Below are 14,255 nucleotides of genomic sequence, written 5' to 3'. Positions count from 1 at the left end.
AAATTTAAAGTTGTAAACCGTTTTTTAAAAATGCGTAAAGTATACCTTATTGTTCTGTTCCTGCTTTCTGTAGGAACATTATCCAACTGTACCGCCCAAAGCTTAGTACTCAAAAGCAAGGATCTGCACATCCGCTATACAGGTCGTATCAACATGACTGATGAGGCTGCCGAATTTTATTGGACCGGCTCATCTGCTATGATTAATTTTGATGGCACCGGCGCATCTGTTATTTTACAGGACGAACGCGGAGATAATTATTTTACCGTGGTATTAGATGGTAAAGTAAGCGGCACCATTCACCTGGAAAACGTAAAAAAGACCTACACGCTGGCCGAGGGATTGCCGGCTGGTCCCCATAGTTTGGAAATATTTAAACGTACGGAGTGGGAGATGGGTAAAACCACTTTTTACCAGTTTATTTTAGATAAAGGAGCATCCGTTTTAGCGACTCCACCTGTTAAAAAACGCAAGATTGAATTTTTTGGCAACTCCATAACTTGTGGGTACGCAGTGGAAGACACTACCGGGCAGGATAGAGGTACCGCCCCTTATGAAAATGGCTACGTCAGTTATGCTGCGATAACCGCCCGCCATTATGATGCGGCATATGTTTGTACAGCTAAAAGTGGTATTGGGGTAATGGTAAGCTGGTTTCCGCTCATTATGCCAGAGATGTATAACCGGTTGGATCCGACCGACCCGACGAGTTTATGGAATTTTACCAAATACACGCCGGATGTGGTAGTGATCAACCTGTTCCAAAATGATTCGTGGATAGTGAAGCTGCCCGATAATCCACAGTTTAAGGAGCGTTTTGGTACAAAAAAACCAGAAGAGGAACAGATTGTGAAAGCCTATCGCGAAATGGTAAAAAACATCCGTAAAAAATATCCCAAAGCACAGATCCTTTGTATCCTGGGCAGTATGGATGCTACCAAAGAGGGCTCTCCATGGCCGGGATATATTGAAAAGGCGGTTGCAGGCTTAAATGATAAGTCGATTTATACCCACATGATCCCCTACAAAAATACCAACGGCCACCCAAGCGTTAAAGAGCAGCAAGCAATGGCTGATGACCTGGTAGCGTTTATGGATAAAACGGTGAAGTGGTAACACGATTTAAGAATTTGGCAGGATGGACAGGATTTTTATCTGCTTGTCTTTTGCCAAATCCCTAAATGGTGCCAGCCTTTTGCTAATCGGATATTTCATTAGGCCCGGGGATGTCGTCATGCTTTTTGTAGTTATCGCCATCGTTATCAGCAATGTCTTCCTTGTAAGTTTTCCGGGCTTGTAGAATGTGATCGCAGACGTTTGTAGTTCCATCACCGCCCTCATCGGGCCGCCTGTTTGCAGCCGCGTCATCGTTTAATTGGCCCAACTGGTCCGGATCTTTAAAATGGTTATTCTCCAGGTGCTCTTCAGCTGGTTGGGACTGTTTGAAATGAGCGTTTATATATGCGGCCTTTAGCAATGGATTTGCCTCATCATCACCGGAAGGCGTGAGGCTGTTCTCTCCAAAGTTTTGTCCGCCCATTCCATGCCCTTCCATTCCGGGGGCATCCTGTTTTTTCATATCGTTTTTTGATGCAGGGAAGCCATGTTGCAGGTCAGCCTCAGTCAAATTATCATCATCATCCACACGGTAAGCATTGGGCTTTTTGCCCTGCTGTTCTGAATGGTTGCTGTCTTCACTCAAAAACTCTTTGTCGTTTAGTGCCATAGTTTTATAAGTTGATAAATATATAATACCATATTTTTCTAATTGTTTTTGATTGTTTAATTTGTAAGAGAATAGGCCTAAGTCAAGGGTATTAAGGGAGTGCCAATTATCAAATATTTCTTTTATCCTTTGTCCCTCCATCCTTCGTCTTTCTTAGCTTATTTTAAGTAGTTTTGGTTAACCAATTATTGAACATGAATAAAGTAGTTACTGATGCCGATGAGGCCATCCGCGATATTGAAGACGGTATGACCCTGATGTTGGGTGGCTTTGGTTTATGCGGTTTGCCAGAAAATTGCATAGCAGCCCTTGTTAAAAAAGGGGTAAAGCAACTCACCTGCATATCCAACAATGCCGGGGTTGATGATTTTGGTATAGGCCTTATGCTAAAACAACGACAGGTAAAAAAAATGATATCATCTTATGTAGGCGAGAACGCCGAGTTTGAACGCCAATTGCTTAGCGGCGAGCTCGAAGTAGACCTGATTCCGCAAGGAACCCTGGCCACGCGCTGCATGGCTGCCGGTTATGGTATGCCTGCTATTTTTACGCCTGCCGGTGTAGGTACAGAAGTAGCGATAGGTAAAGAGGTTCGTAACTTTAATGGTAAGGACTACCTGATGGAAATGGCCTTTGATGCCGATTTTGCCATAGTAAAAGCCTGGAAGGGAGATACGATGGGCAATCTTATTTATAAATCAACTGCCCGCAACTTTAATCCCGTAATGGCCATGGCCGGTAAAATAACCATTGCAGAGGTAGAAGAACTTGTTGGGGCAGGCGAATTAGAGCCTGATCATATCCATACACCCGGAATTTACGTGCACAGGATTTTTCAGGGTAAAGATTACGAAAAGAGGATAGAGCACCGGACGGTGAGGTCAAAAGAGTAAGAGACTGGGAGATAAAGGAGTAAGGATAAAGGAGTAAGGATTGAAAGAAGCTATAAAATGGTCGTCATTGCGAGGTACGAAGCAATCCCCGATTTACAGAGCCGATCTGTTTAGTTTGGGATTGCTTCGTGCCTCGCAATGACGGGTTGATAAATTTTCAAATTGAACAGATGTTAGACAAGCAAGGAATAGCAAAACGTATTGCTAAAGAAATTAAAGACGGCTATTATGTTAACCTCGGTATTGGCATTCCCACGCTGGTGGCCAATTATATTCCAGAAACTATGGATGTGGTATTACAGTCAGAAAATGGCTTGCTTGGGATGGGGCCGTTTCCGTTTGAGGGTGAGGAAGACGCGGATTTAATAAACGCCGGTAAGCAAACCATTACCATGTTGCCCGGTTCGGCAACTTTTGATTCGGCTATGAGCTTTGGGATGATCAGGGCCAGGAAAGTTAACTTAACCATCCTGGGTGCCATGGAAGTATCCGAAAATGGTGACATCGCCAACTGGAAGATTCCCGGTAAAATGGTAAAAGGGATGGGCGGCGCTATGGACCTGGTGGCATCGGCAGAAAATATAATCGTAGCCATGCAGCACGTAAACAAGGCGGGCGAATCAAAACTATTGCCCCAATGCAGTTTGCCTTTAACAGGTGTTCATTGTGTTAAAAAGATTGTGACCGAGCTGGGAGTTTTTGACGTATTGCCCGAGGGAGGATTCAAACTGCTGGAACGTGCGCCTGGAGTAACTATTGAAGAAATAAAATCGGCGACAGCCGGCAAGCTTATCATAGAGGGTGAGATACCGGAAATTATTCTCTAATGTAAAAATTTAATGATAATTGTTTATTTCACAACACAATTGTCATTAAATTGTTATATTGCATAATAAGTCCCTTAGTTTAATTTATATGATAGGTTATCCCGAATTGATACTGCTTTTTATATTTTTAGTAATTGCAACACCAATATATTTCCTGCCATCAATATTAGCTTGCGAAAAATGCAATTACAAATCCGTATTGTTACTTAATATTTTTTTAGGATGGACAATCATAGGTTGGGTAGTTTCCTTGATATGGGGACTTAAAACGGTGAAAGATCCCTTGAAAATGTATAGGTTAGGAACATCTGATTGCTGCCCTAAAATAGAAGCCGAATTGGTAAAACTCCAAAACCTGTTCAATGCCGGCGTAATTACCAAAGACGATTACTACGACCAAACCAGGAAAATTATAGGTAGCTAATATGAAATAAATGCCATTTGAAGATTTGAAAATTAAAACGGAAAAGCATTTTCAAATCTTCAGATGACTCAATCTTTAAATCAAAATAACTTTGCTCTCAAGTTTGCAGAGATATCTTCTGTTACAGCCATAATATCATCGGCCACGTGCTTATTATTAGTAATAATCGGGTGGCATTCGTTTTTGTAAGGCAACAGGTATTCTTTATATGCGGGCACTACATGGTTAAGCCATTTATACATCACGTCATCGTGCGAGTAACCACGTTCAATCAAATCACGTTTAAGGCGGCGTTGTAGCGCTATATCTTCATCTGCTTCAATAAACACCTTCATATCCAATAGTTGGGCTATATCTTTAAAATGCAGGATGAACAAGCCTTCCACTATTAAAATTGGAGCAGGCTTAATTTCAAGCACTTTGGGAATAGCATCAGGATTATTGAAAGTATACTCGTGCTTAAGAATGGTTTCCTTATTTAATAATTTGCTGATATCTTCCTGGAAATGCTGATGGTCAATAGTATCCGGCAAATCAAAGTTGTACAGTTTGTTCTCCTCTTTGGTCATTTTATGGGCCACAGGAATATAATAATCATCCTGCGATACCAGGCACACCTCATCCTGCGTAAAATGCTCCAGGAAACATTTCAAAAAAAAGGTTTTACCAGAGCCACTTCCACCGGCAATTCCAACAATATAAGGTTTATTCATTCGGGCTGCCGTAGCTGATATTTACATTAATACGTTTATCCAAAGCACCCAAAGCATCGGCGGTGTTCTTGGTCATTACAATAAGCACGTTCTTGGTAGCTTCGCTATCCGTAAATATGCCAACAACTTTGGCATAGGTGGTGTGGTTATTCATTGGGTTGGTGATCTTAATAACAGTACCAATAGGGGCGGTACGGTGTAAAACCAATTCTTTTTTAGGATCAAGGCTGGTGTCATCAATCCAGGTAGCTACACCCTTTTCGTTTTTTTCATATAATCCAAAACGGTTGGCCTTAAACTTGGCATCGGCACTATCAATTGCCATGGTTGATGAATCTGTTTTCAACGCGTCCTGTTTGGCCACGGTTCTGTCTTCCGGAGGCAAACCGGTGCGTACTTTAATGACCTGGTTGGGTTTAAGATCGTCAGTAGTCAGGTTATTAAGGGTCTTGATGTCGTCAACTGAAGTATTAAAGCGCTTGGCTATTGATGTTAACGTTTCGCCAGCAGATACTTTGTACTGTTGAACGTTATCCATATTAGTATCAGCAGCTTGTTGAGGGGCAGGTGCAGCGGTTTTTGGGGCATTGCTTACGGGTTGCTGCACAACAGGTGATACTTGTTGGGTAACAGGTTGCTGTGTTACTGGGGTTTGTGCCTGTGGTTTGGCAACAGGTTGTTGTACCTGTGTTTTTTGTTGCACAACAGGAGTTTGAATGACTGGCTTAGTTTGTTGTACAGGAGCCGGTGTTTGTGCGGTTGTTTCAACAAATGGTCGCTCGGTAGGTACTTTAATAGTGCCGCCGATTTTTAGCGTGGCATTATTGTTAAACTGTATAATAGTTTTTGGGCTTACATTATAGCGTCTGCCTATGGAGTAATAATTGTCTTTTGGATCAAGTTTGTGAAGGATGATTTTTTTGCCGTTGAGGTTTTCAACGCCTACAGAATCAACGGCGGTATTTGCTAAAACGGATAAAGATAATGTGAGTAGGGGAGCGATCGATAAAAGGATCTTTAATTTCATAATATGTTATAATACAGTATTTTATAAATTTAAAACAATTAATTCCGATCTGTTTTTGAGGTAGATCAGTTTATTCTTATTCAATACAAACGCCTCCGGCTGCAATTTTTGTATATTGGTTTGCAACAAATCGTGATAAACAATAACATCTTCATCATTATAAATATAAAGATGCTGCTCCAGTTGTTCATCCAAAAATGTGTGCAAAGATACAATTCTATAATTATTGTGCTCCATGTAGTGCACGGTATTTCCGTAAGGCTCTGCAGGCAAAGCAATGTGTTTTAAAAACGAAGCAGGCAGTAATTGGGCGATTACAATATGGTTATCCAATTGTGTATCAATAACGGGTTGATAAACCCTTAATGTTGATCCGGTTTTTATATCAACCAAAAATAATTTCTTAGGCTGAATTTGTGCGTTGTAAACTACTGGTCCGTTTACCGAGAGGTGGTCAAAGGCCAAAGTGTAATTACTCCAAAGCGTTTGCCCGCTAACCCCATCAATGCTGACCAGGCCTTTGTGTACCGGTCCTTTTTCTGACTGGTAATTGTGGGTGAGCAGCACGCCATTATGAGCAGCCTCGATACCGGTGAGCCAGCGTTCTGGCGTGCTAAGCTCTGTAAAGTGGATGCTTCCATCGCCCAAATCTATCGAGGTAAAACTTACTTTTTTATCCTCGCTGCTCCGTACTTCAAGGAATATAATGTTGCTTATTTCATCAATTTCCATACGCCAGATGGGGTGTTTACATTGATGTTGTATGAATGGTAGCAGCTTTGTCATAAAGTTTACAAATATGATTTATTATATTCAAAACTGTTTAATTTTACCAAACAATGCTACCACGCCTGTGTTAAAAAACTAAATCACTATTAATATGAATGCTGAAGAAATAAGCTTAGAAGAAGTAAAAGTAAAACCCGTTGTTGACCATCTTAATGATCTGTTGGCTAACTACCATATTCATTATCAGAAACTGCGCGGTTGCCATTGGAATGTAAAAGGCCCAAGCTTTTTTACCCTGCACATAAAGTTTGAGGAACTGTACACCGCGGCTTTACTAACTATTGATGAGCTGGCCGAAAGGATCCTGTCATTAGGTAAGCCTCCCTATAGTACTTTTAAAGATTATATCACGACATCACAGATTAAAGAAATACAAACCATAGGTTTAAAAGACACCTTGATGGTGAAAGCCATTATTGAAGACCTGGCTGCTTTAATTGCTAAAGAAAGAGAAATATTGGACATTACCGCCGAAGCAGGCGACGATGGCACCAACGATATGGTGAACCGCTTTATGCAGTTTAACGAAAAAAATACCTGGATGCTGCGCTCGTTTGTAAACGAGGATTAAGTAGTATTCACTTGTATTAAGAAAGCCGCTTGTTTTTACAGGCGGCTTTTTTTGTTGCTAAATATTAAATCATTGAAGCTGTTAAAAATAGATAAATAAACAGAGCGTCATTGCTTCGTACCTCGCAATAACGGATGTTTATGTGTTTTCCCCCCATGGTAATTTACACCCCCTAAATGTCGCATTTGCACTTTAATACTTTGAAAAAATGCCCTAATTTTATCAAAAGGAAAATCATCTTAATAAATTGAAAAATGGAAACGTTAAATAAAACAGCCATCACAGTGGAGTGCATAGTAAACGCTCCTGTTGAAAAAGTTTGGGAATTTTGGGCAAAACCAGAACACATTACCAAATGGTGTAATGCATCTGACGATTGGCATGCTCCTTATGCCGAAAACGACCTGCGCAAGGATGGTAAATTTAAAACCACCATGGCTGCCAAAGATGGTAGTTTCAGTTTTGATTTTGGAGGCGTTTATACCAACGTAAAGGAATACAGCCTGATTGAATACACAATGGATGATGACCGGAAAGTGAAAATTGATTTTATTAGCCAGGATAATGCAACCCGAGTAGTAGAATCATTTGAGCCCGAAACTACCAATCCCATAGAAATGCAACGGGGAGGATGGCAGGCAATTCTTGACAACTTTAAAAAATATGCGGAAGCAAATAAGTGATGAGAGCTGAGTTTTTATCAGAGTGCTAAACACCAGAGAGATATCAAAGGCATAAATTGGGATAGGGTAATGCAAACTATTTTTTGTTAAATAAGGCATTACGTATTATATTTGCATTTGAAACGGGATGCCAGATCCTGCTGATTATGTATTTTCCTATGGTGTAATGGTAGCACTTCTGATTCTGGTTCAGACAATCGTGGTTCGAGTCCATGTGGGAAAACTTAAACGGGACAACATCAAATTTTGATTGTTTGTCCCGTTTTTTTTTGCCTAAATTGCTGTTATTGGGTGAGTAATACTAAGTAAACCAGTAGTTTTTGGGGGCAATCTTTTGTTTTTCGTGTGCTTTGGTAACCTTGTTGTTGAGTGCCTTGATTTATGGCTTCCCCTGCGATGATTATTTACGGTGCTTTATAATTTGTATTAATGCAAGCTAATCCTAATTCCAACCTTTCGCCCGTGCCCTGCCTAAGCTAACCTGCTAATTAAATCTTAAATCGTAAAATGAAAGGCTTTTTATGCTCTGTTGACCTGATTAGGGTCAGCACGGCTGGTTTCGAACCTGCGACCTCCGGTATTCTATATTAAAGTGATACTACTCATGCAGTAATAATGCTTTACGTGAAGTATCCGGAACGGGATTTTTTAAAGCGCTCAAATCATATAAATATGCACTTGCATTCTCATATTTAAATGAATCCAATCTGGTGCAATTTGCTTTATTTAAGTTATTGATAATGAATTTCGATCCGTTTGTACCTTCATTGCTAAGTAAAAGCCACACTTTGCCTTTTAACTGCGTTACTTTATTCAAATAATCATTTGGGTTTGGACTATAAGAATTGTATGAGATGTAATTTTTAAATTTAATGTAGTTTATATCGTGGTAAAACCAAAAAGAAGGTACCAAATCTTCATACACATAAATGGCCTGATCTTTTTTTGCCCTGTGTTCAATATATTTCAGGCTTTCTTTTATTTCGGTGTGCATTATCGGAAAACCATTAAAATACACGAATGATCCCAAATAAACCGATAAAATTATAGCAAATGTATTATTGATACGGGCAGAGGCCAGACCGAATTTGTTTTTTGAAAGATCCAATAAAAAATCGATGCCTATCGCTACACCTATTATTAAAATAGGAAATTGATATAGAATTAATCGTTTTTCAAAAGGATAAAGTTTAAATGCTGATAATATAAGCTGAACAATTGTCGGCAGAATTATTAGGAGGATATAAGCCTTTTCTTTTTTTTGAGAAGAGTAAAGTTTTACAAAACCCAGTATCAAAATCAATGGCAGAAATATTTTTCCGAAATATCCGTAACCGAACAGAAAATAAAAGATCATCTGGTACTTAGTGATCAGAAATTTATAAAAATCTCCTTTCATCGGATTTAGTGGCATGAATGCTTTTTCGTTGGTCCAATAACCAATCATATAAGTTCTGCTGGGATGATTAAAAATGAAGAAATAATAATCAAGTGCAAAGCTTATTCCCCACGCAAAAAACACCAATAACAAATAATGCAAAACTTCTCTTTTGTACGAAGTTATGATCAGAAACAGAGATATTGTGAACAATAAAATAGGAGAAATATTGGAAAGAAAAAGAGCCGTTGAGCCAATAATTCCTAAAATGATATATTTATTTTGTTCGTTCCTGTAGTGCTTTAACAAGAAAAAATAAAGTAATAAGCCAACAAAAACATCGGCCATATATTGCTTCACCTCACTTGAGTAATAGATAATTACAGAATTAAAAACAAATAGAGCCAATGCCAGCAGTCTCGCTAAATTGTTTCTTACAAGGAGAGTTAGAATTTGGTAAAAAAGATATATGGATGCGAAGTAGATCAGCAAAAGAAATAATCTTAACCCATAGGTGGAATCCGAGATAAAATAGAAGCAAAAATATTCTATTTGCAGAAATAGAATTGGGGCTACCTGTTGGTAGTCCAACGGCTTTAATAAACCTGATGGCGAACGGTGAATAATGTTTAATGATAAGGTGGCCTCATCATTCCAAAGGCTCCTGTTTAAAAAAAATTGATATGATGCTAATGCTAACCCGATTATAATTATTAGAATAGTAAAAAATTTAAAAAAATTAGTTGATAGCCTATCAGGTTCAGTGTTCATCAATCAATATTTATTAGTTAAGGTAAAAATAGGCTAAAATCTAACATTTTGAAGAAAAAAATCAGGGTTCATGAGTTAGATACTTTCCGGGGTATTGCAGCCATTATGGTAGTATTGTTCCACTTTTCGATGAATAGGTTTCTGCCCTACTTCTCTAATTTTCTTCGATTAGGTAATACCGGTGTTGAACTTTTTTTTATGATAAGTGGTTTTGTTATTTTCATGACCCTTCAATATGTAAAAAGCGGGCGTGAATTTATCATAAACAGGCTAAGTAGGTTGTATCCTACATACTGGTTAGTAGTAACGCTTACTTTTTGTTTAATTATATTGAATTGTTATTTATCATTCCATGATCTGCACCTGGTTAATATAAATCAATATCTAATCAACATGACTATGTTTCAGCACTACTTTCATGTACCTGATCTGGATGATCCATATTGGACAATGATTGTAGAAATGAACTTTTACATTATTATGTTCTGCCTGTACAAGGCTAACTTTTTAAATAAAATAAAAACCATCGGTTTAATTGTATCAGTATTGATAGTTCTTTTTGTAAAGTTAGCAACAGGTAGTTTATTAGCTTGTGTATTATACTACATGCCTATTTTACCTTACTGGCCATTATTTATACTGGGTATATTGTTTTATAAAATATATATTAATGAAATCTATTTGAAAAAAAATCTATTTTTTATAGCTGTATTACTGGGATGCCAGATTATATTACATGATTTTATCCGGAATAAAGGGTATACGTCAAGATTTGAGTATACTGCAATGCTGGTAATATATACCACCTTATTTACACTTTTTGTACTCAATAAGCTTAAATTTATTGTAACACGAATTAGTGGTTTTTTTGGGAAAATTTCATATCCGCTGTATTTAATACATCAATACCTGTCATTATATGTAATTATACCTTTGCTTATGTTTAAATTGCATTTAAGATTTCTGCTCAGCGCGTTTATAACGCTTGCATTAATTATAATACTTGCCACTTTAATAAGTACATATATTGAAGTACCTGTGAGGAACAGAATAAAAAAGATATTTTTTTAAGTTAGATTAATTATTGAATTGCGATTTAAATGAGTCAGTCGATGTCCCCGGCATCATTAATTATAAAAGGTGGCGGAATTCGAACTCACGACATCAGGTTTATTAGTAAAGTGGCACTCTGACATTGAACACAGTCATGATAAACAAAAAAATCACTTTAAAAATGGACTTTTTGTGATTTTGAAAATGAATAATGACTATTGAACAAGTCAATCAAATTTTGATCGTTTGTCCCGTTTTTTTTTGCCTAAATTCACCACCAGGAATTTTTCTATACCGACTTTAGCAGCTTTAACCCATTGAAATATGCTTTTTTACTACAACGTTGAAGTAAAAATAAGCGCGCTATTTTTTTAAAATGCGTGGTTTGGGTTGTAGAATTGCAAAGATTTAAACTAAAATATATAACCTTGAAAGTATTACACAGTGTACATCCGGAGGATTTTAAACGCTACGATACAGCAACTATACGAAGCCGTTTTTTAATAGAAAACCAGGTGCAGCCCGGCGATATTAATTGCACTTATACCCATTACGATAGGATGATTGTTGGTTTTGCCAACCCGGTGAATACAGAAGTCCTGTTGCCAAATTACCCCAACCTTAGGGCTGAATATTTTTTGGAACGCCGGGAAATAGGTATTATCAACGTTGCCGGTGATGGCGTTATTATAGCTGACGGGCAATCTTTCGACGTTAAAAAACTGGATTGTCTGTATATTGGCAAGGGTACAAAAAGTGTGCATTTCGCCAGTAAAAACGCCGAAGAGCCAGCCGTGTTCTATATGCTTTCGGCCCCGGCGCATGCGCAGTATCCAACAACCCTGTTAACGCATGCCGATGCTGTAAAGGTTACCCTGGGCTCGGCATCAACGGCCAATCATCGTACTATCAATAAGTACATCCACCTGGAGGGTGTAAAAAGTTGCCAGCTGGTAATGGGTTTAACCATTTTGCATGATGGCAGCGTATGGAATACCATGCCGCCCCATGTACATGACCGCCGTATGGAAGCCTATTTTTATTTTGATGTGCCGCAGGGGCAAAAAATATTTCATTATATGGGTGAGGGGCAGGAAACCCGTCATATCACCATGAATAATTACGACGCTGTGGTTTCGCCGCCCTGGAGCATTCATGCCGGCAGTGGAACAGCAAGCTATAGCTTTATATGGGGAATGGCAGGCGAAAATCTAGATTACACCGATATGGACCCCATTGCTATTCCAGATGTCCGATAATCAATTAAAAAAGAATAATACATTGGAAAATAATTTCTCATTGGCCGGTAAAGTAATTGTGGTTACGGGCGGTACAGGCATATTAGGTAATTCGTTTATAAACGGTATTGTAGAGGCAGGGGGCGCGGTAGGCATATTAGGCAGAAATGCAGATATAGCCGAGGAGCGTGCAGCTGCCATAAACCAAAATGGCGGCAAAGCGGTTGCGCTGGTGGCTGATGTTTTAAACGAAGCGGAATTGCAAACAGCTAAAACTAAACTACTGGATACTTTCGGCAGGTTGGATGGACTGGTGAATGGAGCCGGTGGTAACATGCCGCAAGGCGTTTTACAGCCCGATGAGGATATTTTTAAAATGAATATTGCCGGTATGAAAACCGTGATGGACCTAAATACCTGGGGAACTATCATCCCTACACAAGTATTTGGCGAGGCCATTGCGCAAACGGGTAAGGGCAGTATCGTCAACATTTCTTCTATGAATTCCAAGCGTGCCATTACCAAGGTGTTGGGCTATAATATTGGCAAAGCGGCAGTTGATTGTTATAACCAATGGTTCGCGGTGGAATTAGCCAACCGTTATGGCGATGCCATCAGGATGAATGCTTTGGCCCCTGGTTTTTTCCTCACCGAGCAAAATCGGAACCTGCTTACAAAATCCGAGGGTGGATATACAGACAGAGGGGAGCTGGTGATAAAGCAAACCCCATTCAAGCGTTTCGGTCACCCTGATGAATTGATAGGCGCGCTGGTGTGGCTGTTAAGTGATGCATCCAAATTTGTAACCGGATCTATGATTTGTGTAGATGGCGGGTTTTCTATTTTTGGTGGTGTTTAATCAGTTTGTTTAATTCCTGGCCAATGCCGGATTTGTATTTTCGTTAATTTACCTATGTTTACTACAGATTAGTTTGTTAACTATAGTAAACATAGGCTAAGTAATAGCATAAGTATGAATTTGGGGGCGGTCACTATAAAAGATATTGCTAAGGAATTGGGGATTTCCACTTCGGCAGTATCCAAAGCGTTAAAGGATAGTCATGAAATTGGGGAGAAGACCAAACAGCGGGTTCTGGAATGCGCTAAAAGGCTCAATTATCAGCCTAACCCAATGGCTCGAAGCTTAAAGCAGGGAAACAGTAAGTCCTTAGGAATTGTAGTATCTACCATTGATAATCATTTTTTTTCCCAGGTTATTAACGGAATAGAATTTATTGCGCATAGCAAAGGCTACAATGTATTTATCACGCAAACCCATGAATCCTATGATCTGGAGATGTTAAATGTAAATCATTTAATCTACCGCTCAATTGATGGGTTGCTGATATCCTTATCCACAGAAACAAATAACGTTGATCATCTTAAAAAACTGCACGAAAAAGGCCTGCCCATTGTTTTTTTTGATAGGGTAAGTGATGAAATTGAAACCCACAAAGTAATTGCGGATAATTTTCAGGGAGCCTATGAAGCTACCATCGCATTGATAAATGCCGGATACCGGAAAATCGCGCACATTACAAGTTCTGTAAACGTATCTATCACCGCCGAAAGATTAAAGGGTTACCTGCTGGCGCTCGAAGAGAATAACATTGCTCCCGATGAACGATATATAAAATATTGCCTTCACGGCGGTAAGGATCTTGATGAAATAGAAAAAGCGCTTAATGAGCTTTTATTGTCGCCAAATCGTCCCGATGCTATTTTTACCGCTTCGGACAGGATTACCACCACAACCCTGCTGCTGCTGCATAAATTAGGTTTTAAAATCCCCGAAGATATTGCCTTGCTTGGCTTTACCAATACACAACTGGCTGATGTATTAAGCCCCTCATTAAGTACGGTTTACCAACCTGGTTTTCAAATGGGTAAAAAAGCGACAGAAATGCTGATTAGCCTGATTGAAAGCAAGAGAACTGTCACCGAGTTCGAAACTGTAATATTGCCCACCCAGGTTTTTATACGCAATTCGTCAAGTCCAATTACTCAACACTCATAGGTGTTGCTTTTAACTTTGATATTCTTTTACTACCTCATACTCGTAATTTTTTACTCCATCGATGTAGTAAATATTTTTTGGCCTGATGGTGTAAAAAACGGCATTCGGCAATACATTTGATGACCAGTTATTAATCAACAACAGG

The 14,255-nt window shown here is 39.0% G+C and carries 15 protein-coding genes; 10 read left to right on the top strand and 5 right to left on the bottom strand.

The genetic code is table 11. The annotated features are described in order from the left end of the window. Positions 1-30 precede the first annotated feature (30 nt). Positions 31-1,116, top strand: coding sequence for an SGNH/GDSL hydrolase family protein (locus AC1D0K_RS13335; protein WP_477395161.1), 1,086 nt, complete (start codon positions 31-33; stop codon positions 1,114-1,116). 82 nt (positions 1,117-1,198) lie between these two features. On the opposite strand, the gene AC1D0K_RS13330 is transcribed toward AC1D0K_RS13335, so the two are convergent. Further along, the gene (locus tag AC1D0K_RS13330) at positions 1,199-1,726 is read right to left on the bottom strand and encodes a hypothetical protein (protein ID WP_477395159.1); all 528 of its coding nucleotides are present in this window, start codon (positions 1,724-1,726) and stop codon (positions 1,199-1,201) included. A gap of 194 nt (positions 1,727-1,920) precedes the next feature. Between AC1D0K_RS13330 and AC1D0K_RS13325 the strand changes: the two genes are divergently transcribed. The 3 genes from AC1D0K_RS13325 to AC1D0K_RS13315 all read left to right on the top strand — a co-directional run bounded on the left by AC1D0K_RS13325 (position 1,921) and on the right by AC1D0K_RS13315 (position 3,870). After that, complete coding sequence (locus tag AC1D0K_RS13325; RefSeq protein WP_477395157.1) at positions 1,921-2,619, top strand: CoA transferase subunit A; 699 nt, start codon at positions 1,921-1,923, stop codon at positions 2,617-2,619. A 170-nt stretch (positions 2,620-2,789) separates the two neighbouring features. Beyond that, positions 2,790-3,446 (top strand): 3-oxoacid CoA-transferase subunit B, encoded by a 657-nt coding sequence (locus AC1D0K_RS13320; protein ID WP_477395155.1) that lies wholly within the window; start codon positions 2,790-2,792, stop codon positions 3,444-3,446. Positions 3,447-3,534: 88 nt separating this feature from the next. Continuing rightward, positions 3,535-3,870: a superinfection immunity protein gene (locus AC1D0K_RS13315; protein WP_477395153.1), complete on the top strand. Its 336-nt coding sequence runs from the start codon at positions 3,535-3,537 to the stop codon at positions 3,868-3,870. 80 nt (positions 3,871-3,950) lie between these two features. Here AC1D0K_RS13315 and AC1D0K_RS13310 read toward each other — a convergent pair whose 3' ends face one another. The 3 genes from AC1D0K_RS13310 to AC1D0K_RS13300 are packed head-to-tail and all read right to left on the bottom strand — an operon-like array spanning position 3,951 to position 6,396. Next, the gene (locus AC1D0K_RS13310) at positions 3,951-4,583 is read right to left on the bottom strand and encodes a uridine kinase family protein (RefSeq protein ID WP_477395150.1); all 633 of its coding nucleotides are present in this window, start codon (positions 4,581-4,583) and stop codon (positions 3,951-3,953) included. Beyond that, entirely contained in the window at positions 4,576-5,610 is a 1,035-nt protein-coding gene (locus AC1D0K_RS13305; RefSeq protein WP_477441894.1) for a DPBB and LysM peptidoglycan-binding domain-containing protein, read from the bottom strand. The genes AC1D0K_RS13310 and AC1D0K_RS13305 overlap by 8 nt, the downstream gene beginning before the upstream one ends. 21 nt (positions 5,611-5,631) lie before the next feature. Further along, positions 5,632-6,396 carry a DUF4905 domain-containing protein gene (locus AC1D0K_RS13300; protein ID WP_477395146.1) on the bottom strand — a complete coding sequence of 255 codons (765 nt, stop codon included), beginning with the start codon at positions 6,394-6,396 and terminating at the stop codon, positions 5,632-5,634. A gap of 94 nt (positions 6,397-6,490) precedes the next feature. Between AC1D0K_RS13300 and AC1D0K_RS13295 the strand changes: the two genes are divergently transcribed. Beyond that, a complete protein-coding gene (locus AC1D0K_RS13295; protein ID WP_295713909.1) occupies positions 6,491-6,970 on the top strand; it encodes a Dps family protein in 480 nt (159 codons plus the stop codon). Positions 6,971-7,224: 254 nt separating this feature from the next. Further along, positions 7,225-7,653, top strand: a complete 429-nt coding sequence (locus AC1D0K_RS13290) for an SRPBCC family protein (RefSeq protein ID WP_295713906.1) — start codon at positions 7,225-7,227, stop codon at positions 7,651-7,653. A 598-nt stretch (positions 7,654-8,251) separates the two neighbouring features. Here AC1D0K_RS13290 and AC1D0K_RS13285 read toward each other — a convergent pair. Next, on the bottom strand, positions 8,252-9,052 hold the full coding sequence (locus tag AC1D0K_RS13285; protein ID WP_477441890.1) for a hypothetical protein: 801 nt from the start codon (positions 9,050-9,052) through the stop codon (positions 8,252-8,254). Between the two features lie 798 nt (positions 9,053-9,850). Between AC1D0K_RS13285 and AC1D0K_RS13280 the strand changes: the two genes are divergently transcribed. The 4 genes from AC1D0K_RS13280 (at position 9,851) to AC1D0K_RS13265 (ending at position 14,110) form a co-directional block, all read left to right on the top strand. Next, entirely contained in the window at positions 9,851-10,873 is a 1,023-nt protein-coding gene (locus tag AC1D0K_RS13280) for an acyltransferase family protein (protein ID WP_477399702.1), read from the top strand. Between the two features lie 410 nt (positions 10,874-11,283). Then, entirely contained in the window at positions 11,284-12,114 is an 831-nt protein-coding gene (gene kduI, locus AC1D0K_RS13275; RefSeq protein WP_477399704.1) for a 5-dehydro-4-deoxy-D-glucuronate isomerase, read from the top strand. Positions 12,115-12,136: 22 nt separating this feature from the next. Further along, positions 12,137-12,952 carry an SDR family oxidoreductase gene (locus AC1D0K_RS13270; protein ID WP_477399706.1) on the top strand — a complete coding sequence of 272 codons (816 nt, stop codon included), beginning with the start codon at positions 12,137-12,139 and terminating at the stop codon, positions 12,950-12,952. 114 nt (positions 12,953-13,066) lie between these two features. After that, positions 13,067-14,110 carry a LacI family DNA-binding transcriptional regulator gene (locus tag AC1D0K_RS13265; RefSeq protein ID WP_477441888.1) on the top strand — a complete coding sequence of 348 codons (1,044 nt, stop codon included), beginning with the start codon at positions 13,067-13,069 and terminating at the stop codon, positions 14,108-14,110. Positions 14,111-14,255 lie beyond the last annotated feature (145 nt).

This window comes from Mucilaginibacter sp. P1_A3, assembly GCF_056406855.1.
Note: the sequence above shows the minus strand (reverse complement) of the source record. Positions and strands in the feature narration are given on the sequence as shown.

Bases quoted from the DNA above. Each gene is read 5' to 3' on its own strand.
- AC1D0K_RS13335 (WP_477395161.1), top strand. From the start codon at position 31: ATGCGTAAAGTATACCTTATTGTTCTGTTCCTGCTTTCTGTAGGAACA.
- AC1D0K_RS13330 (WP_477395159.1), bottom strand. From the start codon at position 1,726: ATGGCACTAAACGACAAAGAGTTTTTGAGTGAAGACAGCAACCATTCA.
- AC1D0K_RS13325 (WP_477395157.1), top strand. From the start codon at position 1,921: ATGAATAAAGTAGTTACTGATGCCGATGAGGCCATCCGCGATATTGAA.
- AC1D0K_RS13320 (WP_477395155.1), top strand. From the start codon at position 2,790: ATGTTAGACAAGCAAGGAATAGCAAAACGTATTGCTAAAGAAATTAAA.
- AC1D0K_RS13315 (WP_477395153.1), top strand. From the start codon at position 3,535: ATGATAGGTTATCCCGAATTGATACTGCTTTTTATATTTTTAGTAATT.
- AC1D0K_RS13310 (WP_477395150.1), bottom strand. From the start codon at position 4,583: ATGAATAAACCTTATATTGTTGGAATTGCCGGTGGAAGTGGCTCTGGT.
- AC1D0K_RS13305 (WP_477441894.1), bottom strand. From the start codon at position 5,610: ATGAAATTAAAGATCCTTTTATCGATCGCTCCCCTACTCACATTATCT.
- AC1D0K_RS13300 (WP_477395146.1), bottom strand. From the start codon at position 6,396: ATGACAAAGCTGCTACCATTCATACAACATCAATGTAAACACCCCATC.
- AC1D0K_RS13295 (WP_295713909.1), top strand. From the start codon at position 6,491: ATGAATGCTGAAGAAATAAGCTTAGAAGAAGTAAAAGTAAAACCCGTT.
- AC1D0K_RS13290 (WP_295713906.1), top strand. From the start codon at position 7,225: ATGGAAACGTTAAATAAAACAGCCATCACAGTGGAGTGCATAGTAAAC.
- AC1D0K_RS13285 (WP_477441890.1), bottom strand. From the start codon at position 9,052: ATGAAAGGAGATTTTTATAAATTTCTGATCACTAAGTACCAGATGATC.
- AC1D0K_RS13265 (WP_477441888.1), top strand. From the start codon at position 13,067: ATGAATTTGGGGGCGGTCACTATAAAAGATATTGCTAAGGAATTGGGG.